20 protein-coding genes and 1 tRNA gene are annotated in these 21751 nt (G+C 33.5%); 16 read left to right on the top strand and 5 right to left on the bottom strand.

From position 1 onward, the window contains the following. Positions 1–11 precede the first annotated feature (11 nt). From ACZLO7_RS18605 to ACZLO7_RS18540, 14 genes are all read left to right on the top strand, one after another. On the top strand, positions 12–497 hold the full coding sequence (locus tag ACZLO7_RS18605) for a hypothetical protein (RefSeq protein WP_464937891.1): 486 nt from the start codon (positions 12–14) through the stop codon (positions 495–497). After that, positions 497–895, top strand: a complete 399-nt coding sequence (locus ACZLO7_RS18600; RefSeq protein WP_464937890.1) for a DUF8551 domain-containing protein — start codon at positions 497–499, stop codon at positions 893–895. The genes ACZLO7_RS18605 and ACZLO7_RS18600 overlap by 1 nt, the downstream gene beginning before the upstream one ends. Before the next feature lie 4 nt (positions 896–899). After that, entirely contained in the window at positions 900–2282 is a 1383-nt protein-coding gene (locus ACZLO7_RS18595; RefSeq protein WP_464937889.1) for a hypothetical protein, read from the top strand. A gap of 1 nt (position 2283) precedes the next feature. After that, positions 2284–4005 (top strand): hypothetical protein, encoded by a 1722-nt coding sequence (locus tag ACZLO7_RS18590; RefSeq protein ID WP_464937888.1) that lies wholly within the window; start codon positions 2284–2286, stop codon positions 4003–4005. Positions 4006–4019: 14 nt separating this feature from the next. Continuing rightward, positions 4020–7508, top strand: a complete 3489-nt coding sequence (locus tag ACZLO7_RS18585) for a hypothetical protein (protein WP_464937887.1) — start codon at positions 4020–4022, stop codon at positions 7506–7508. Between the two features lie 11 nt (positions 7509–7519). After that, positions 7520–8557: a hypothetical protein gene (locus tag ACZLO7_RS18580; protein ID WP_464937886.1), complete on the top strand. Its 1038-nt coding sequence runs from the start codon at positions 7520–7522 to the stop codon at positions 8555–8557. Positions 8558–8567: 10 nt separating this feature from the next. Then, positions 8568–9146, top strand: coding sequence for a hypothetical protein (locus ACZLO7_RS18575; protein WP_464937885.1), 579 nt, complete (start codon positions 8568–8570; stop codon positions 9144–9146). Positions 9147–9185: 39 nt separating this feature from the next. Then, positions 9186–10322: a hypothetical protein gene (locus ACZLO7_RS18570; protein WP_464937884.1), complete on the top strand. Its 1137-nt coding sequence runs from the start codon at positions 9186–9188 to the stop codon at positions 10320–10322. 671 nt (positions 10323–10993) lie between these two features. Then, the gene (locus ACZLO7_RS18565) at positions 10994–11551 is read left to right on the top strand and encodes a hypothetical protein (protein WP_464937883.1); all 558 of its coding nucleotides are present in this window, start codon (positions 10994–10996) and stop codon (positions 11549–11551) included. A gap of 45 nt (positions 11552–11596) precedes the next feature. Further along, the gene (locus tag ACZLO7_RS18560) at positions 11597–12682 is read left to right on the top strand and encodes a hypothetical protein (RefSeq protein WP_464937882.1); all 1086 of its coding nucleotides are present in this window, start codon (positions 11597–11599) and stop codon (positions 12680–12682) included. A gap of 74 nt (positions 12683–12756) precedes the next feature. Further along, positions 12757–13851: a hypothetical protein gene (locus ACZLO7_RS18555; protein WP_464937881.1), complete on the top strand. Its 1095-nt coding sequence runs from the start codon at positions 12757–12759 to the stop codon at positions 13849–13851. Positions 13852–14189: 338 nt separating this feature from the next. After that, positions 14190–14546 (top strand): hypothetical protein, encoded by a 357-nt coding sequence (locus ACZLO7_RS18550; RefSeq protein ID WP_464937880.1) that lies wholly within the window; start codon positions 14190–14192, stop codon positions 14544–14546. A gap of 11 nt (positions 14547–14557) precedes the next feature. After that, entirely contained in the window at positions 14558–14809 is a 252-nt protein-coding gene (locus ACZLO7_RS18545) for a phage holin (protein WP_464937879.1), read from the top strand. Position 14810: 1 nt separating this feature from the next. Next, the gene (locus ACZLO7_RS18540; RefSeq protein WP_464937878.1) at positions 14811–15599 is read left to right on the top strand and encodes an N-acetylmuramoyl-L-alanine amidase; all 789 of its coding nucleotides are present in this window, start codon (positions 14811–14813) and stop codon (positions 15597–15599) included. A gap of 67 nt (positions 15600–15666) precedes the next feature. Here ACZLO7_RS18540 and ACZLO7_RS18535 read toward each other — a convergent pair whose 3' ends face one another. After that, positions 15667–16134 (bottom strand): DUF2691 family protein, encoded by a 468-nt coding sequence (locus tag ACZLO7_RS18535; protein ID WP_464937877.1) that lies wholly within the window; start codon positions 16132–16134, stop codon positions 15667–15669. Positions 16135–16301: 167 nt separating this feature from the next. Continuing rightward, positions 16302–17333 (bottom strand): YdcF family protein, encoded by a 1032-nt coding sequence (locus ACZLO7_RS18530; RefSeq protein WP_464937876.1) that lies wholly within the window; start codon positions 17331–17333, stop codon positions 16302–16304. 585 nt (positions 17334–17918) lie between these two features. Between ACZLO7_RS18530 and ACZLO7_RS18525 the strand changes: the two genes are divergently transcribed. Further along, positions 17919–18239, top strand: a complete 321-nt coding sequence (locus ACZLO7_RS18525) for a hypothetical protein (RefSeq protein WP_464937875.1) — start codon at positions 17919–17921, stop codon at positions 18237–18239. Between the two features lie 19 nt (positions 18240–18258). Further along, complete coding sequence (locus tag ACZLO7_RS18520; RefSeq protein ID WP_464937874.1) at positions 18259–18396, top strand: hypothetical protein; 138 nt, start codon at positions 18259–18261, stop codon at positions 18394–18396. 52 nt (positions 18397–18448) lie between these two features. Here the strand turns inward: ACZLO7_RS18520 and ACZLO7_RS18515 are convergent, their stop codons facing one another. From ACZLO7_RS18515 to ACZLO7_RS18505, 3 genes are all read right to left on the bottom strand, one after another. After that, positions 18449–19009, bottom strand: coding sequence for a DUF5067 domain-containing protein (locus ACZLO7_RS18515; protein WP_464937873.1), 561 nt, complete (start codon positions 19007–19009; stop codon positions 18449–18451). Between the two features lie 257 nt (positions 19010–19266). Next, positions 19267–19339, bottom strand: a tRNA-Val gene (locus ACZLO7_RS18510). A 142-nt stretch (positions 19340–19481) separates the two neighbouring features. After that, a complete protein-coding gene (locus ACZLO7_RS18505; RefSeq protein ID WP_464937872.1) occupies positions 19482–21650 on the bottom strand; it encodes a YhgE/Pip family protein in 2169 nt (722 codons plus the stop codon). Between the last annotated feature and the right edge of the window lie 101 nt (positions 21651–21751).

The raw sequence follows: 21751 nt of genomic DNA, 5'->3' as shown, positions 1-21751 counted from the left end.
GAGGTGAGGGAATGACATCAAGACGCGATAATACGTACACGCCAGTCAAACGGATGATTGAAAATAGTATCCGAAAACGGTTATTAACAGGCGGTTTGGATACAGATACAATCAGTAAAATAAAAGATGATGACACGATTGAAGGTGTAACTCTTCACTACGATGAAAACGGCCGGTTAGCGATGGTGGAAGGTGATGAGCGACAGCTTGCTACGCTTACATTTGATAATAAAGGATTATTAGTATCAGTCCAAGATGAGGATATGATAGCCGGAGAAGTGATAGATTGGAATCTATATTACACAGAAAATCGATTAGTCCAAGTTGTCCCTGATATTATTTCGGAAGGCGATGAGGAAGAGGATGATTTCGAAGAAGAAGTATTTAACGATACGAGTAGCGGTGAAGATATAGATGAATCAGACATCGATTTAAATCCAATATCAGATAATGAGAGCGAACATGACTTCTCAGATGATGAAAGTGAGGATATTTGATGGCAAAACAAGGTTTTATAACCACCTATACAGCAGGTGGGCGATTTGATGCACCTTTCTTTCCGACATTGACCGAGCCGTTTATTAAAGGTATCAGAATTGTAGTAAATACAAACGATGCATTTGTTACTAACACATATACAATAACGAAGAAATCTGAGTTAATCAGCATCGCAATAGCTTGTGATCGTTACGATGATTCTGATAACTGGGATTTAATTGTAAAAGGCAAGGCGATTGTTGAATCCGTATATACTAAAGAGCTCCCAGAGGGGCTTTTTTTAATGGTTGCCCATCCTCTTAAATCGGGGGATATAGTCGAATTACGTTATAAGAATAATTCAGGTAGATCAAAAAATGTTTATATTAACTATCAATTTTTAATAGGAAAAGAGTGATAATATGCCATACATTAAACCCGTATTTTTTCAAGAACAAAGCCTTGCAAATGATCTAGTCTCGTTAGCCACTAAAAATGGATGGGTAAAAGTAAAGACATTCCATAAAGCTTCATATACATTTACAAGCTTTTTTTATGGTCCAAGAAGTTTTACAGAACCAGATGAAGTTGTATTTCCAATCAAAATTACAGAACATAACATTATTAGAAATAGTGTAGGTGATTTGTTCGGTATCGCACGCATTTGCGATAGATCATATAAATACAGAGACTTACCTGTGAAATTTAAAAGTGGATCTGTTCCTAATCAAGCTAAACTAAATTCTGATGCTACTTTACGCAAAGAGTTACATGAATGGATACATAATCAATGGGATACAAAGTTCATTGATACGTCCAAAATTTATGTATATATGCTAGATGAAGTGCCTGATGTAAAGGAGAATGCAGAAATCACATATCCTTCATCTTCTGTAAAAGCTGTCGACGTATTAGATATTGAATTGCAAGATTATACTCCTTACGAGCTAAAATCAGGATCCGGATACTCGTACGATGAAACTGCAAATCAATCACAGATGATGCAATCACCAATAACGCCTATTTCAACACGTGAAACAGGTACAAATGATAATGGCTGGTTAACTAACTGGTGGCCTGACTCAAATGTGAAAGTGGAAGGATATATTGATGATGAAGTATTAGCATTAATGATACGTGCAGATAGTGCACCAGCACCATTTGATAATCAAGTACCATTGATTCCTTTGTATTTTGGCTCGGTCGTTTCTTTGAGTGCAAGGGATACAGAGACTGCAGCATTATTTGCAGGTACAGCTACTAGTTTGCCAAATTACAAGTATGATTCAACAACACCACATATCGCAAAGAGTAACATTTTAATGCCATTAAATAAAAAATACCCTCAATACCCAGGTAATGGGATTGATAATATCATTGTAAAACGCGGAATTCAAGGTGCTTACTATCAGGGGTATTATTTCAAAATATATAATGGTCCAGAGCTAATGCCACCAGATAGAAAAGATAATGCGGGGCGACAATTTGTAAGTGCATGGAAAAACGAACAGAACGACGAGTACACATATCCCCCGAAATCATCGTATACGGACAATGCAGCAGTAACAAGAGCACATATTACGCATCCGGATGAACGAGACCGAGGTTATTTAAAAAAGTTAATAATCGCGTCATCCGTCGGGATCCGTAACGGTACAAAATTAAAACTAAAAAAAATTGCTTGTCCAGATGTATTCGAATACTACAAGTATTTTGTAGCCGATGCAGTATCACCCATAACAAAACGCCCTGGTGTTGTATCGCGTCCAATGGGATTAGCTATTTACGAAAAGGAGACAAACTAAAATGACATTACGATGGATAAATGAAAAATTCATGCTTCAACGTTTTCCTAATACTATTGCCGAGATTTTGGAATCTGTTGGTTGGGTAGAATTCGCACAGTACAGATCGAAGAATGCTACGAAATATGCGGAAGTTCGATTGTTTAAAACTATCGGATCTGACAAGGTATTGCGTCAATTCGGAATAATCAATGCATACGATCTAGATAAGCCGACCTTCCCGGATAATCGTTTAATTCCTTTTACATCAAATCTTGCAAATATCGGTGTGGGTGACGGTGTAAAAAAGACTTTTAATATTCTTTCCGAATACGTACTACCTGGAACTGAACGAATTCAGATCAATGATGCAGATATCGCTGATACAGAATACAAAATAGACCGTTTGGGACGAACTATCACGTTTAATACGCCCCCTACAGGAATTATTAAAGCGACATATAGCTTATCAACTAAAGCATTTGAACCTACAAATACATTTGGTATTTTCCTGTTCGATGATGTGTCGTTTGATATTACAACTTTAAAAAAGGGGATTGGTACATCAAATGGGACGCTAAAGGTATTTAACTTAGGTGTGACAAATATAAAACCTGGTAGCGTAAAAGTTTATGTGAATAACGTACTCGCAGATGACTTGTCTTATACTGTTAAAAATAGTACTGGTGAAGTGATCTTCTACGATGCGCCTAAAACAGGTGAAGTTAGTGCATCATATACAGAAATTCGCCAACCAATTGAAGGTAATGACTACGGTGATTTAATCGCAACGGGAAGTGGCGATCTTAATACTTCAGATGGATTAGGAAATTTAGCTTTTAGCGCTGCGACATTTATAAAGCCTTCTGTACCAACAGTTATGACGTTTACGAACGAAGATAACTTTAATCCAGCGTTTGGACGGGACTCATTATTACATGCTTGGGGATCTGTTAACAAGGATCGGTTAATTTTATTTTTACGCATGGATGCTGCAAGTGATCCAGATAATATTTGGCATGTACCGTTATACCTAGGCCGCTTAAATAATGCAGGCAAAAAACCACGTCAAAACACAGTGTTAATTGGTGGATGTCGTACAGGAAAAGCCGGTGTATGGACGAAGGACAAGAAGTTAGGCAATCATTTAGTTGATTATGGAATGGATACAGCAAATGGAAATAACTTTGCAATGTTACAGCAATCAATCGGGGGCTCTTATTATCAAAAACATTATCTAGCATTTATTACTCATGACAAGGCAATTGAACGACCCGAATCTGGTCGCGGTCCATCTGTATATGATGATATGTACCACGATTCTTTAATGGGAATCGTTCATCCATATGACAAAGAAGTTGGAGTATTGGATGATGTATATGCAGTGCATCCAAGTGGTTTGGAACACGACGCGGAGCTCGAAGTCGAAAAAACAGTTGTGCATGAACGAATTGGTATAGGTGATGGTATAACTAAAGTATTTCATCTATTTCAACGCACGGCAGATACTAAACCTTCAATTTATTTCGATTGCAAAGAACAAACTAATTTTACTTATTCAAATGATTATAAAGCAGTGGAATTTTCAACAGCACCGCCAGTGGGTACTGAAATAACTTCTTCCTATATTGCTGCCAATATGTATCAGTATAATTTAGCTGAATCACCCATTACTCCAATGCGGTTAGAAAGCACATCACCTTATGCGCCAATCGGCTGGGGAATCTTTAAAGAAAAAATATGATTGAGGTGGAGTGAATGAAAAGTGCATATCCGTTCAACGCACAATCAAGTCGAACCCATAGTCAATATGGGTTCGTCGCTCCACTTAATCATAAAACTCAGAGATATTTAATTGATGTAGAGCTGGAAGAGATTCTTAATGTGATACTAGTAGAGATGGATTATGAAAAGTTAACAATGGTGTTAAATGTTGTTGAGATACCTTTTATTGAGACATTTGAAAAACAAGTAATTGAAGTGAATCTAATTAATATAGAAGATAACATTGTCCAGGATAATGTCATAACTACAAAATTATTAGATTTACAGAGTGTTTTGATAAATACTGAACAAGAAGTTGCTTCAATTCGACCCGAAAATCTCGACTATAAAATACCATCCATTGTAGCTACTGAAAATATGTTGGAAAGATTTAAGTATCAAGTACCGGTATTTGAAGTTACTGGACAAGATAAAAGAAATTTGTCAAATAGACAAGTTATATTAGAAAAAAATCTTATAATAACTGATGATTTTAACTCCGAGAATATTAACAAAAGTGTTTTGAATATTTATAACAGCTACAAACAACAGCATTTCCCTCTACACATAAATGTTGTCGATCTAGATAAATTGTTAGAAGCTACTCTCGATGTGCAAATACTTGGATTAGACCATTATTCTACAGAAAATAAAATTGATGTATATAAACAACAAGAAATTAAATCAATGTCACGAAAATTGATAAATATTATTGTAAAAAGAAATAATAATTATACAAAAAAGATTGTACTCGATGGGGTTAGTTATCAAGAAGAGAAAACGGCTCAAAGAGAAGTAGTAATGAATGGTAACCAAATATATGTAGACATTGCAACTACAGATAAAGTTATTAAAATAATTGAAGAAAAAGAAGCGTTATCTTCAAGTGAATTATTTGTTAATGCGAATCCACTAGAAAATGAAAAAACATCATCTCAAAAAACGATCAATACAGTTTTAAACGACTATGAAGGTCAAACATCTCAAATGACGATAGATGTAATGAATCTTGACGTAGATGACTATACAAGTGCAACTTTGTTTGACTTAGCAGTTATTTCGAACGACACAAAAAAAGCGAACCAGAGAGAGAGAGAAGCGAAAGAATTTAAAATTGCGTCTTATTCAAATGACGGTAATTTAATTAATCTAGGTATTTTAGACTTATCATCTGTACTTTCGGAAAATGAGTATGAAGTAAACAAGATAAATTGCGTATTTGGAAATGCCATTAATAATCTTAATGTTGATATAGTCAATCTGGATGATCAACAAGAAGCTGCGCTTGATACTCAGCTGATTAAATTAGATCAGTATTCAGTGAACACGGTTCTAAATACAAAACTAGAAGAAAAAATAAAGAATACAGTACGGCAATTTTTTGAAGTCAATTTAAGTAATATAGATAATTATACAAAAAGCGAAGGAATTTTAAGAGCTTATTCATTTTATCTAGAAGGCAAAATAGCAACGGATAAGATTTTTGAATGTATTAAAAAAACAGAAGATAATTCTAAACTTTATGAATTAATTATAGAAGGCGATAGAAATTCAAAAGATAAAGCAATTCAAAAAGAATTAGTTATTATGAGTAATGAAATAACTTCAGATAGTTCAATTGTGGGAAAAGTTATTAGTATCGAAAAGAAAGAAGAAGATATTTTTACCATTGAATCATATTTAAATGCGGTTCAACAAAAAAACGAGAATACTTCATCAGAATCTACAGCTAATGTTGTTGTAAGTAATTATGACGGCCAAACAACAGAAACAGCCATGGATACATCCGTACACATCACAGATGCATATAAAAATGAAACAACGATTAATTCCGTAGTCTCATCAATAGATACACAAATCACAAATCAAAGTGTATTAGAAACAAGTGAGATGAATGTTGATATTTATTCAAATGATAGTGATGTTATTGAATCAGATGTTGTTAAGCTTGTCTCATTTAGTAATTCGATTAATTCTTATCAAGGAAATGAAATTGATAGTGTGTTCTTAAAAGTTGTTAACGACATTCTTTCAGATATCGTTGAGCTCCAAGGTCAACAAGAAGCTACCCTTGATACACAAATTATCGAGTTAGATGTAATCAACACGACAGAGCAGCCAATTGAAACAATAGATGAGAATTTGGGTGTTATGAAATCAGACAAGAAGATAGTTGATATCGATGTCGCATTAAAAGATACACAAATTAAAAATCAAAGTATTTTAGAATCAAATGAAATGAACATCGAAATTTATTCAAATAATAGTGATGTTATTGAATCAGATGTTGTTAAACTTGTCTCATCTAGTAATTCGATAAATGTTTATCAAAGTATTGAAATTGATGGTAGTTTTGGGAAAACTTTAAACGAAATTATTTCGGATATCGTTGAGTTCCGTGGTCAACAAGGAGCCGCAATTGATACACAAATCATCGGTTTGGATGAAATCAACGCAACAGAACAGCCGATTGAAGCAATCGATGAAAATTTAGATGTTATGAAATTAGACAAGGTGATAGTGGATATCAATGTCGCATTAAAAGATTTACAAATTAAAAATCAAAGTATTTTAGAATCAAATGAAATGAACATCGAAATTTATTTAAATGAAAGTGATGTTATTGAATCAGAAATTGTTAAACTTGTCTCGTCGAGTAATTCGACTAACGTTTATCAAGGTGTTGAAATTGATGATGGTTTTGGAAATGCTGCTAGCGAAATTTTTTCAGATATCATTGAACTCCAAGGTCAACAAGAAGCCGCAATTGATACACAAATCATCGGTCTAGATGTAATCAACACGACAGAACAGCCGATTGAAGTAATAGATAAGAATATGGGTGTCATAAGATCGGACAAGGTGTTAGTTGATATCGATGTGTTAGAATCTAATTCCAGTAGTATTATTTTGCAGAATATCTTGGGGGAACTTATAAAGGAGCAGTTAGTCGTTACTGAAAATTTATACATCATTGCAAATTTAAAAGAGTCTGATATAGCTTACTATGTTACGGAATTATTAGCATCAAAAAATAAGGGAGATTCAATTGGATCTATTGCAACTTTGGATGTTATTGAAGAAACACAAGGAACTTATACGCCACTAAATATATTAACTGCTGAGGGGTATTTAAAAGATAATTATGTTGCACCAAGAATTATTGATGTTCTAAATCAATTAGACGAAAATATTAATTCTGTTACAACGATTGATTCATTAGTAAATTTATTAGAAAAGGTTCGTAGTGAAAAGACACTCAATACATCTCAATATATTCCTGAATCATTAGAAGCCAAAAATGATCTACCCGCACTTATTATGGAAAATGAAGATGTTGTACTGCGAGAATCTGAAACTGGTGTGGATGCTGTTGATTCAGTTGATTTTGAACAGCCTGAAGCTAAAAAGAAAAAGAAAATATGGTTGATACCAGCACGCGCGAATTGGTATAGCAAATGGTTTAATAAAAAAACGCGCTAGGAGGTGGGTTCTTGTTAATAAAAAAGAGTAGTGGTCTTGTTTTTGATGAAGAATTTAATTTACAAACTTGGGATATTACTAATCCTATTAAAACCAGTTCCAAGGGCGGTATATTATCGCTTTCACATGACACTACAAAAGATACGATAGTATTAAGGGATATACCAAACGATGTAACAGTTTTTGAAGCAATAGTTGAATATACCCCAACCGTCAGTAGAGATGCTGGCGGTTTAATTTTGTATAAAAATAAAGAAGAATACATTGAATTGTTAGAAGTAAAGGATTTTGCGCAAAACAATCTTGAAAATATTAAAGTTATTCGCAATGGTAATCAATATGATTTATATATGTATCGTAATGGAGCGTTTGAATTCATTGACTCAATTGAATTCGAGTTTTTAAAGATAGGTTTTGTAGCTAAACAAGGTGATGTTAACTTTGAACAATTTACCGTTAATAGATTTATAGCTGCATCTTCCAGCAATCTAAAGATTACTGGGTTACAAGCAGATACAAGTATTAAATTAGTAACTGCCGGTGGAACATATAACGCTACTCCAAATCTCGAAGGTATCGCTTTTATCGAATTACCACATATCGAAATGATAGGAACTCTATTTTATTTAAATAGTAAAGGAGATGTCATTGATGAACTGACAGATACCTTTATTACAGGTGATGAATATTATATTGGCTCGCAGTTAATCGTCTGTAAAACGGGTGTTGAATTAAGTACATGGCATCCTAATAATATTGGAACGATTCAAAACGACAAGTTAGAAATGCAATTGGAACTATATAATCCAACAACTATTCAAATAAGAAATGCTAAATTAAAAATAGAGCAGTATAGTACTGATCTTGGATACACGTGGACAGAAATCGCGCTAGATGATAACAGTTCGCCAACTACATATAAGGATGAACTTGTTATCAGAACAGTAGCATCTAAAGCAACAATTAAATTTTGGGTAAAGTTGGTTAACCCCATACCATTTACAAAAAAAGAATCATTTATGTTCTATATTGATATAACACACGATTAGAGGTGTAAAAGTGACAAAAGTTCAAGTAATAAAAAATATACCAAATAGCAGTGGAGAATTAAAAGAAGTGACATTTGTTGATAATCGCGATGCCTTACCTGATATAGGAACTCTTAACATGCTATATGTGATTAGAGTAGATGTAACAAATAGTAATAGGCAAACCTTGTGTATTTGGAATGGTACCGAGTTTATTCCATTCTCCAGTGGGGGTAGCAATAATAATGGGGATGAGCTGGGATATCAACAAATTACGAAATTAGGAGTAACAGCATCAACATCTGCGCCTCGTCAATATCAAATCCCAATTGACTATACAACATCATTTATACGTGCTCCTTTGGAGATTCTCAAATTTACATCGGGTAAGAAAGATGTAGTAGCAACACAAATTGATTTCAATAATACAGATGCGGTCAATTTCATTGACAATAATAATGTTATTTTTGACGGGAAATTGAAATTAAAATTAGATTTCAACAAAGAGATGGAAATAATTGATAGAGAATGGACGGGAAATGGAACTGTTCTCGTAGTAGAAATAAAAAAGGAAGAATTTAAAAAAATTTGTAATTTACTTATAAGTTAGAAATTTATATTATATAATTTAAGGTTGAGGTGAAGGTGAATGGCTGGTTCAGCGATACCGAATTACAGAGTTAAAAAAGAAGCTAAATATACTGTATTAGCAGGTGGTGGTACAGGTTCTTATTTGGGGTTGTTTGATGGGACAACTCCACAAGAATGGAATACTACACGAGTTTTTTATTGGAACACTTTAACTGCATTCGTCGAAATAGAACTTTCCAGTTTTGCATATATTCATAGATATTATTCGTGGAATAATAATAATAATCAAAGATTGAAAATTCTGAAACACGATGGGATTGGATATAATTTAGATTTTACTTATGCACATTTAGATATAGGTAAACAAATTCCGTATACTTGGCAACGATTTACAGATCGGCTACCAAAAGGACGATATAAATTTATTTTAGATACTTCCAACACTGGATTCCATTATAGATGTGATGGTGAATGGTACATTGAAGAAGTAATGGTAAATAAAACTCTAATCTTATGTGGTAGTGATGCTTTTAACTATGATGGCGTTAGTTGGGTAAATGTGGGCACTATTCCTTCATCAATTGTCGATAAGAAAATATTCTATGAAACTCATGGTATGGATGAAGTTCTACCAGAATCAATTGAGTTATTACCAAATAAAATTACTATTAGTACATGGACTGATGAAGAACATGCAAACAGAACGCTTAATGTTAAAGCTATTCCATCAGATCAACTCATTTTACCAACAAAAGATGTAAGTATCCGTTTAATAGAGAATATAGATTTTGTAAAACTTACTTCCAAAGAAGTAAATAAAGGCAAAGTAAGTGTCATCACTTCATTTGACGAGGGAATTACATGGTATGCACATAACGGAATGGAGTGGATTAATATTAATCCGAAAACGGAGGATGTTATCTTACGTGGTATGTCCCCAGAAACACTAGAAACTATTACATCGGCACAATGGACTGATCTACGGGGAGATAGTAAGACTATGCGATTTGCCTATGCTATATCTATGGAAGATATTACAGATTCAGCAGAAATCGATGCACTCATTACACAAGTGGACATGAAAGGCACGTGGAAAAAAGCTGTACACGGCAAAGACTATGACTACGAATATCCAAATAACGACGAATTGCTAGTAACGATCTTTTCAAATGGCGATTATAAAATAAATTATTAATAATAAACGGAACAGCAGGCGCTCATATGAGGCCTTTTTATTTTCCTGAGAGGGTGGATATTGAAAGTAAGAAAAGTTTTACGCTGGGTATATTATTGCAGCTCTATTTATATTCACATACGTAGATTCCATCATTGCTACTGGTGAATCAGTTTTATTTGTAGCACTAAATTGAAAAAGTGGTATCGTGCTTAGAATTCACGTTTCTTATACATCTTCATAAGGAGTTAATGATTATCGAACAGTTTGTATATTTAATTTTCTAATATTAGGTAATAAAGTGAATTCCCATTTTGGGTATGCCCAATCTAGCTTTTAGTTTTATTCTTTTAGTTTTTAGTATAGGAGTCTGTGACTGCTAATATAATTTGTGGTTTGAGTATTGCATCCGGCGAACTAGCTAAAAAGACAGTTCAAGAACAGAGGTGTATAGAAGAAAAAAATATTTACTACGTAAGCTGGTGTGATAGAAGACATAAATATTGCCCATTTAAAAATCGTACTTTGTGATAATGGTTCATCAGCTACATATAAGGATGAACTTGTTATCAGAACAATAGCATCTAAAGCAACAATTAAATTTTGGGTAAAGTTGGTTAACCCCATACCATTTACAAAAAAAGAATCATTCATGTTCAATATTGACTTAACTCACGATTAGAGGTGTAAAAGTGACAAAAGTACAATTAATAAAAAATATCCCAATAAATGATGTATTAAAAGAAGTTACATTCGTAGATAATCGCGAAGTTTTACCTGGAGAGGGACAATTTAACATGTTGTATGTTATCAGAGTAGATATAACAAATGGAAATAGCCAAACCTTATGCATATGGAGTGGCACTGAATATACCTCGATCAATGGCGGTGGTGGTGGTAACCAGGATTACAAACAAGTTATGAAATTAGGTGTAATAGCTTCCGCATCCGTACCACGACATTATAGCATTTCGATTGACTATATTTCATCATTCTTACGTGCTCCATTGGAAATTCTTAAGTTTATATCTGGTCAACAAAATATAGTAGTGACGCAAATGGGATTTGATAACACTGACTCAACTGATTTTATAGAAAATGCTCATGTTGTTTTCGATGGAAAAATGAAATTGAAAACTAAATATGAATATACAATGATGAAGGGTGAAAATTTCACACATGGCACATTGTATAGGACAACAATTGATACTTCGATATTTAAGGAATTGATAGGTATTAATTTGAAATGATAAAAACGAAAGTAACTATAACGTGACAATATAGGAGGGTGAAAAATGGGAGAATTAAATAAAGTAGATTATATTAAGCATGATAATGAATATTTTAATAACACTATTCATTCAAAAATGAGACGAGTTGCTTTATCTCAATCAGGTGAAGTTGTAGGTATTCACCATACAAATAGCACTGACATATGGAAAGATGGAAGTGAAGTAGATTGGAGTACATATGAATCTAAAGGGTGGAACTGCATGGTTCAAATCCCTAAATTTTATTATAAAGTTGAAATTGGATCATTAGTTAGTTTTAATGATGTGTATAGATGCGAGGTAATCGAAAAAGAAAAAGATGGATATAAAGTCCATCCTGCATTCAATCGCGAAGAAGGTATAGTTGAAGATTATCAATATATTTCTGCATTTGAAGGATGGGTTGATTCTTCAGGAAGATTAAGAAGTTTACCTAACAAAACTGTTACTGTGAATAAAACTAGAGCGCAATTTAGAAGTGCGGCTGAATTAAATGGTTCTGATTATAGACAACAAGATTTTTACTTAATAAGTGCTGTTCAAATGTTATTCATTACTGAATACGGCAGTTTAAATAGTCAAGTAGCATTAGGTAAAGGTAGAACTGTTACAGGTAGTGCTCCATATATTAAAACAGGCATAAGTTTAGTTTATGGGAACAATTCTTATGGGAATAAAACTGCAAATACAGATGTAGTTAGTTATCGTGGGATTGAAAATTTATGGGGGAATTATTGGAAATTTTTAGACGGATTAAATATTTCAAATTATATTCCATATGTAAGTAAGAAAAAATTTAATGATGATGTTTTTACAGGTAATTATAATAGAGTGGGTAATTTTACGTTACCTTCCACAAGTAATTATATTACTAATTTTAAGAAAATAAATGGAGATTTTGACTTTACATTCTTCCCTTCTAGTGTAGGAGGAAATGAATCAACTTATTTTGGAGATCAACTATATGTAAGTAGTGGGGATAGAGTGGCTTTATTTGGCGGCTATTCGTCGCTTACTTCTAGTTGCGGTGCTTTTTGCATTGATTTAAAATGCATTGCTTCATATGAGGGATCTACTGTTACCGCTCGCCTTACTTATCTAATTTCATAATTAGACAAATAATAAATTCAAAAAACGTCACTGGATACTGGTTATATAAAAATCAACTATCTAAAATAGAAGGGATGATACAACTGAACGAAAGTACGAATTTCCAATGGATATTTGATGAAGATTACTCTACACAATATGTTGAATGGTATAATCCAAAAAATGAAGTGACGGCTATAGACGAAAAGATCGAAAGTGTGAATTTTCAATCGATATTAGATGCAGATCATTCTACACAATATGTTGAATGGTATAATCCAAAAAATGAAGTGACGGCTATAGACGAAAAAATCAAAAGTACAAATTTCCAATGGATATTAGATGCAGATTATTCTACACAATATGTTGAATGGTTTAATCCAAAAAATGAAGTGACGGCCACACACAATTCTATTACATGCCTAGAATATAGACGAGATGAAGATATTCTTAATTGGTACCTTAGCATTATGTATAAATCTTTTATTTTGTCTAAAGGTGAGTATAAGAAATGGCATAAAGGAAGTTCAGAAATACAACCATCATGGCAATTAGTATCGACAACATTACCCACTGAAACTCAATTCCAAGAAGAAGGAATGAGTGATTTATCAGTTATCCCAAAAGAAGCATGGAAAGAATTATTAGTAGATAATACTATACAATTAGTGAAATATACCGAAGTTGAAGAATCTCAACCTATAATAGTAAATGCTATTCCAACAGATCAACTTGTTTACCCTACAAAAGACATTAACATCCGTTCAATCGAAAATATCGACTCTGTAAAGCTGACAGCGACTGCATTAGGAAATGGAATGGTCCGAATAATCGTTTCTTTTAACTCAGGCGCTACTTGGTACGCTCATAATGGTACAGAATGGATTGAAGTAAGTCCGATAGTAGATGAAGCGATTGCAAAGGGCATGACACCGAAGTTGTTAGCAGGAGTAACATCAGAGCAGTGGGAGAAATTACGAGGGAATTGTGATACAATGCGTTTTGCTTATGCCCTTTCAATCAAAGATATGTCAGACGTTGCAGAAATCGATGCACTCATTACACAAATGGACATGAAAGGCACGTGGAAAAAAGCTGTACACGGCAAAGACTATGACTACGAATATCCAAATAACGACGAATTGCTAGTAACGATCTTTTCAAATGGCGATTATAAAATAAATTATTAATAATAAGTGGAACAGCAGGCGCTCACATGAAGCCTTTTTATTTTGCCAAAAAGGGGGAGATTGGATGTAATACAAATTATACGCAATTATTTAGCGTAATTATCTGATGGTTAGAGGTGCTAGATTTATGACGGAAAAATAGGAGATTCCTCTAGCAATAATGAAGAAAAGAGGACGAGAATAAGATAGTGATTTAGTTCTTGGTCAAAAGCGATGCAGTATTAAAAAAAATTTGGAATGTTAAATATGCTAATGAGGCAACTAACAAAAATTTATTTAATTCTAAAGATATTCGCTTAGAATATCTTTTTTATTTTGTCTAAAATGGGAGAGTGTCGATGGAAAATCTATTTGATGAGCGCTTAGGAAATCACGAAGAGCGGATTGTTGCGCTCGAGGAAAGTGATTTGAAAAAAGAACTACGATTAAAGCAAATTGAACAAAATTATGTGAAGTTAGAGAATATCATTTTACAAGAAAATCGTGAAACCCGCTCTTTTTTACAATCTACTATGGATAAACAATGGGATCTTATAAAGTCTAGAGATACTGCATTGGAGAGTGAAAAGGTTCGTACTTATGATTTGCGTAAAACCAAAATGGAACGCAATGCCGACCTGCTATTAAAATACGGTGGGGCAGGAAGCGTTCTTTATTTATTTTTACAATCATTATTCAATATATTAGCGCAATAGGAGGTCATTTAATGACAACGGAAAAATTAACACAATATATCGCACTATTTGGGGGTCTGCTATCAGCAGTCCTTTTATTTTTGCAGACGTTAGGAATCATAGTCACCTGGTTTACCAATGAAACAATAGACGCTTTTGTAAATGCATTGTTAGCAGCAGTACCTTTCGTATTGGTTGTTTATGGTATTTACAAAAATACTTATTTATTAACAAAAAAAGCACGTGAACAAGAAAAAAAATTAAAATCTGAAGGATTGAAATAATATGGTGAGAAAATTTGTAATTTCAAGTGGACATGCATTAAAAGTATGTGGCGCAAAAGGGATTCTTGATGAAGTGAATGAGGCACGTAAAGTAGCCAATCGCGTATATGAAATATTAACAACAGGATATGATGGTAGTGGCTATACTTTCAACGATGATACATCTATCACACAAAATCAAAATTTAAATACTATTGTCAAATACCATAATAGTAAAGTACGAGATTTAGATATTAGCTTGCATTTTAACGCAGCATCTAAAACTACCGAACCACGAGGTACCGAATGCTTGTATTACAATGCAATAGCATTATCTAAAAAAGCTAGTGCTGAAATTGCGAGTGTGAGTGGTTTAAAAGATCGTGGAGCAAAAGAGAGAAAAGATTTATGTTTTTTAAATAGTACCAACAGGACTGCTATTTTAATTGAAGTTTGTTTCGTGGATAGTGCAGCTGATGCGAAAATTTACAATGATAAATTTGAATGTATCTGTCAAGGTATTGCGTCAGTTATTGCGGATTATCTTGGCTATTCTAAACAGGTGTCAACCGTCGGCAAACGAGTAAGTTCTAATAGTTATTACAAAAATGGAACGGGTAAATATAAAGTCATCAAAGATTGTCATGCTTATAATCGAGTGAAATTTGATAAATCTGAACGAGTGGAGAAATGTAATAAGAATACCATTTATACCATCGTGGACATTGTAAGGTATGGAAACGCTTATCGACTAAAAACAAAAAGCGGATTGTACATCACCGCTAAAAAAGAATACGTTGAAAAAGTGTAAGCTCATTTTTACAACTAAAAACTACAAGCTAAATAAGTGATGCTTGTAGTTTTTAGTCATTTATCAGCTATATTGATAAGCTTGTTCTTGTATCATTTTCATCAGTTATATATTCAACAAATTCAAACCCACAATCATTCGCATTCTTATATAGTAATTCGATTGCTTCCTTATTTTTGCAATATAGAGTGCCATAACTGCAATCAACGACTAATAGAATAAGTTCACACTTGCTTTCAATAAATTCAGCATAGGTCTCAATTTCAGAGAACTTGCCTTTTGGATATGCTTGTAAGTCAGCGAAAATAATATAATATTTATTGTTCTCTAATAGATCTTTGAGCTCGGCACCATCAATAACGTTTTTATCTTCCGAGAAAAGATCCTCTTCCAATCCATCATCCATTTTCGCTGCTTTATATGACTCACCACTGCCAATTTGCCAACTAAAAGCAGTAATGTCAATCGGCTTGAGAACTTCTCCAAGAAAACTTCCACGTTCATTAGGAATTTCAAAACTGATTCCTCTTTTCATAAATTATACCCCCTGAAATTAGTACATCTATTATACAGAAAAACAGACAGCCCATTCTTGATAAAATCGAGAAGGGGCTGTCTGTTTAAGTTTAATGGATTATTTCAATGGTCTCGCTTTAAGTGCTAGGTGTTTCAATCTTAAGGTTATCCATACATTAAATCACTTTATAAGAATATATAGTTTATTACAGTTGCTAAGATTGATAAAAAACAAATAACGCCTATTACAATACCATGACGCTTACGATTCATAACAACAACTGCGATATATTCTCGAATCATAGCGTTTGGCCAATAATAGAAAGCTGTTTTTGAACCGATTCCTTGGCTAGTTAATCCAGCTTGTCTAGCAAATAATCCAGCACGGAAAAGGTGGAAATTGTTTGTTGTAAAAATACTGTTGTAATTCTTTCCCTTTAATGATTCCATAATTTTTTTTGAAAAAAGCAGATTCTGATACGTATTCACAGAACGATCTTCTTGCATCGTGTGTTCGACAGGAATACCTTTTTCTACAGCATACATTTGCATAGCTGCGGCTTCAGGAAGGTTTTCATCCGGTCCTTGTCCCCCGGAAAAAATGATTGTAGGCGGAGATGCGACTGCAGCTTGCTTCCAATAAAAATCTATAGCCTTATTGATTCTGCTAGCTAAAAGTGGTGGCACTTTATCATTTATTAAGCCACTACCAAGAACAATTATGAAATCTTGATTGTATTTGGGTCTATTGAATTGATAAAGAAAATAGGCTGTTAGAAAATTTGATAAGTTTACAAATAAATATAAAACAATAAAAAACATTCCTTGGTAAAGTGGCTGGAGTTTAGCAGATAAGAATCGAGATGGCTCGACTATGGAAATTATCATCCATAACAAAAGACAAATCCCAACAATAAGAGTTAAATAATTTGAAAAACGCCGGCCCTCTTTTCTCATTAGAATCCGTGCATTTAGAAACATTCCTATCATTAAGGCGAATAAGCCAAAAGTTAACATAAAGGCAACAATGATAACACCAAAAATTATTAAATACTGATTATCTAAGTAAAATGCTAAACATACGCATAGAATACCAAATGAACAAAAAAATAAATTAAATAGAAAGCCATTGATTATCCTTCTAGGGTCTTTTAAATAAAAGAATAGAAAAATTGCTAATAAAGTAATTGTGATAGTGGTAATGATGCCAAGAACCATAAATTTTGTACACCTCAATTTTTTTTGTAATCGATTGTAAAGGTAGAGTATTTTTTTATCGCGTCTTACATATTCTTTTGAAATTCATCATATTTTCTGTTTTGCTTATTCTTTTATAGAAAAAATGAAAGAGTAAGACAACGAAGGGTCTTACATACGGGTTTGTTTGCAAAATCGATTTCTTTATTTATCGTCTGTGAAATTGTTTGGAAATATAAAAATGGTGCTCCAATCATATATCCTGCAACTCTATCAAGTATGAAAACATTAAATCATCAGCATCAAAAAAATATTACATTTATTATTATACTAAAAATTATATTCTTTGGTATATCTTTGATTTATCTGTTTTTAATAAAATTGCAATTCATCTTTAAAACTTTTATATATTGATTTACTGATACTATTACTATTAAAAAGGTACGTGATTAGCATGAAAAAGCAGAATTTATTCAAGTGGGTAGATAGTCGTTCTGAAATTTGTTTTAGTGACAATGAATTGATATTCTAGGTACGAGATTTGAGTGTTCTAAATGTAGGGAAATTGATGGAAGAGAGTCAATTATCAAAGGCTCGCTTTAGCAAATGACGAAAGAAGAGCAAGTGTTGCTCAAAGAAGGTCTTGTAGACAAATTGCCAACTCCGGTAAAAGTATTTTCACCATTTTTCAAATCTAGCGAATTATATAGATTCTCTGGAATAATCTTCAAAGCAAAAGCATCTATTGATAGAAACATAGTTTTAGAGCATCACGAAAGTAAATATCGTAAAGCTTTATTAAGTGTTATGAGTGCGTATAAACAGGGGAAAGTAGAGTGCTTAGAATCAGTCATATATACAGCAATCAAACGTGTAACACACAGTATCAAAGTTAAATCAATAATGAATGAGGCTTGGGAAATCTAAACCATAGGGGTGTATGGCCATGAAGATTTTGTTGAGTATTTACTATTGTTTTGTAGATGAAGATATTGCACCTGAAGATGTAGCGTTAGGGGAATGGTTGTGGATAGCGTTATTGCCTGTTGCAGGAGTAATAAGTTTGTTATTGGTACTTTCATAAGATACAGCGGCATAAAAATTGCCACTCGCAATGAGTGGCCTAATTTTCCTCTTTATTTTTTCACTTTAAATTCTTGTCGTCCTAATTCTTCGCCGCCAATACCTTGATTCGCTACTAATGTGACAGGCGTTTTTAAATCATCAAGCTCGTATGCAATGGCATTTTCTACGGTGCCGTTCTTTTTAATTGTTTCTAACTGCGTATCTAAAAATCTATCGTCTGGAAGGCTGCCTACCTCAATATTATTAATAGAGTTTGGATTATTGTCTTGAATCGCGGTAAACACAACTGACCATGCTGTTGTCGGGTCGATATCTTTATCACTTAAGTTTGTTGTATTGTACCAGATTGCTAATACTGGTTTTTCACCATGTTCGTTACCTTTTTCTCCTACTGAAATTACTTTAGTTTTAGTGATTTTTATTTTTACATCCTCTAATTTCGCTTCATTATCTTTAAAATAAACGTCATTACTTTTCTTTGTATCTGTTTTGTCCGAAGATTTAACTGTTTGAGCATTATCTTTTGGAGTTTCTTCCTTTGCATTGTCTTCGCCGCATGCAGCCAACAATATCATAGTAGCCATTGGAGCTAGTAACCATTTCTTTTTCAATTAAAAAACCCTCATTTCTATAAATGTGTATATTTAACTATACAGGAAATTGTAACTATTGTGGAGGCTTAATAAAAAGACCATTCGGATGAACGGTGAAAAATCGTTATATTATGTCTTTTTTAATCAAAAGATAGTATCGCATTTATCGTTTATTCAAAATTGGTCACAGCTTGGTCACGAGTAGGTATAAATACAAGAAAACACGCTGCCTAAGATGTACTTAGAAACAGCGTGTTATCAATGTTTATCCAATATGATTCCTACTGGGTTCGAACCAGCGACCTCCACCCTGTCAAGGTGGCGCTCTCCCAGCTGAGCTAAGGAATCGGGAGAAATTCAATTCTTAATTCTATGTAAATATTACTTAATATCATATGATGGCAAACAGTAAATGTCAATAATTGTTTTGTTTTTCGTCAATAAAATAGTAGCGGCTTGTTAGGTTAACACAACCAAACAAGCCGCTAATTTAGTGAAATAATCCTGATTTTCTGGATTTGAGTAGCATACGTGACGTAATAACATTTAAACGTTTTTTCAAGATGGCGCCAAATAAAAGGGCGACGATTAGAACTATTCCGAGTACGATGACATCTACGATAATTTTGTTCCAAATGATACCACCGATTGCTTCTCGAGCCATTCCAATGGCGTATGTGAAAGGTAAGTAAGGGTTAATCACTTGGAAGAACTTCGGTAGTAAAACAACGGGATAAGTCCCACCTGACCCTGCTAGCTGTAGTACAAGCAGAATGATTGCCAGTGCTTTTCCGACATCTCCGAAAACGGACACTAATGTGTAGACAACGCTCATAAATACGAGACTGATGAATAAGCAAAATAACACAAACCATACAGGATTATGGGCAGACACTTTAAGAATGAAAAGGTCACCCATAGTAATAATAAGCGTTTGTAGTATGCCAATGGTCCAAAATGTCAGTAGTTTTCCGAAATATACTTGACGAGTTGTAAAATCTTCTTCATTTTTTGCTCCTACTGATAGCAGTGAAATTAAAAGTAAGCAGCCAACCCAAATGGATAAAACAGTGTAGAAAGGTGTCATACCTGTTCCGTAATTTTTGATCGGGAAGAGGGCATTTTCATTTAGCTTAATAGGTTGTTCGAAGAAAGACTTCTCAGCGTTTGGATCGTTGATAAGTAATTGAATAACGCTATTTATATCCGTTTCTTTTTCGAAGGCCCGGATTTTATTGGCAAGTTCTTTAACTTTTGTATTTACATAAGGATATTGGCCGATAGCTGTATTTAGGCCAGATTTTGCATCTGAGATGTAGCCATCGGTATTATTAATGATACGCACAATTTCTGGTATTTGAGTTTGGATTATGGTTAGCTTATTCTTTGCGGTAGATAATGTGTTTTGTGCATCATCAATAGCTTTAAAAACAGTTGGTTCAATAGATTGTGCATATTCTTTTATGAAGCTGTCGAGCTCGACAGAAGTGTTTTGTGCAATAGTTTGTAGTGAGTTGATGGCATCTGCAACATCTTGTTCTTTACCAGCAAGCACTGCGTTAATATTGCGGGCATTTTTTTGTGCTTCTACTAATAAGGCTTTTAAATTTTTTGTATGCTCTATTGCAGAAGAGAGAAGTTGTGATTGATCTTTAATATTATTTTCATCATTAAATTGTTTTAAATCTGCCAATGCTTTCTCGACATTAGAAACTTTATCGATAGCAGTAGTAACCTGATTGTCTAAAGTCTCTTTTGCATTATTTACCTCAGTAAAATCAACCTTTGTATTTTGTAGTTGTTTTAACAATGTATTTGCATCAGTTGAAATTTTTTGGATGGTTTGTAAATCTTGTTTGATTTTTGGACTCATTTCATTAAGACGATTTTTAGCTTGAGCCAAGAAAGACAACGTATTATCAATTGTTTTTAAACCGTCAGATGTCAGTTGTTTTGCTTTGGGAATTTCATTTTTAGCATCACCAATCATAGTACTTGCTGAATTTGCATCTTTTTGTGCCTTCTTCAATTCTGTATGAATACCAGGTAAGTCCTTTTCTAATGTAAGTACAAAATCCTTGAACCTTTCGATATCCGGTAAGTTAGTTTGCATTTCTATACCAATTCGATTGAACATCTCGAAGATTGTACCGTTTACTGTGCCAATAAATTTACTACTCATTTCTTCAGCAAGTACACTAGCGCCTTTACTTGTAATTTTAGGAGCAATCGAATTAATTTTTTCATTAACGTAATATTCCATTTCAGCTTTATGAGGTTTGCCGGAAACAACTGTAGCAAGGTCCTTAGAGAAGTTTTCTGGAATAATGATTACAGCAAAATAGTCTCCGTTTCGAACATTCTCCATTGCTGTTTTTCGATTTGTAAATTGCCAGTTCATATCTTTATTTTTATGTAACGTTGCAACTAGCTCTTTTCCAGCATCAATTTGTTGGTTGTGTATTTTTGCACCACTATCTTCATTTACGATACCGACGGGAATTTGATTGGTTTGTGCGTAAGGATCCCATGATGCCGCGATGTTTAGCCATGCATATAATGAAGGTAAAATAATAAGCCCGCCTAATAATACTGCGGCTACCCAGTTAGAGAATATACTTTTAATATCCCTCTTATAGAGCGCCCATATATTTTTCATGTCAGTCCTCCTATGGTAAAAAAGTTAAATAATCACCTTATAAATGCAATACCCTTTTTGAAAAAATTCAAAAAATAGCTTTAGGTTTTTAGTTTTAAAAA

The organism is Viridibacillus sp. d25.2 (assembly GCF_055456015.2).
The sequence above is the reverse complement of the archived record's forward strand: the minus strand, read 5'-3'. Positions and strand labels throughout refer to the sequence as shown.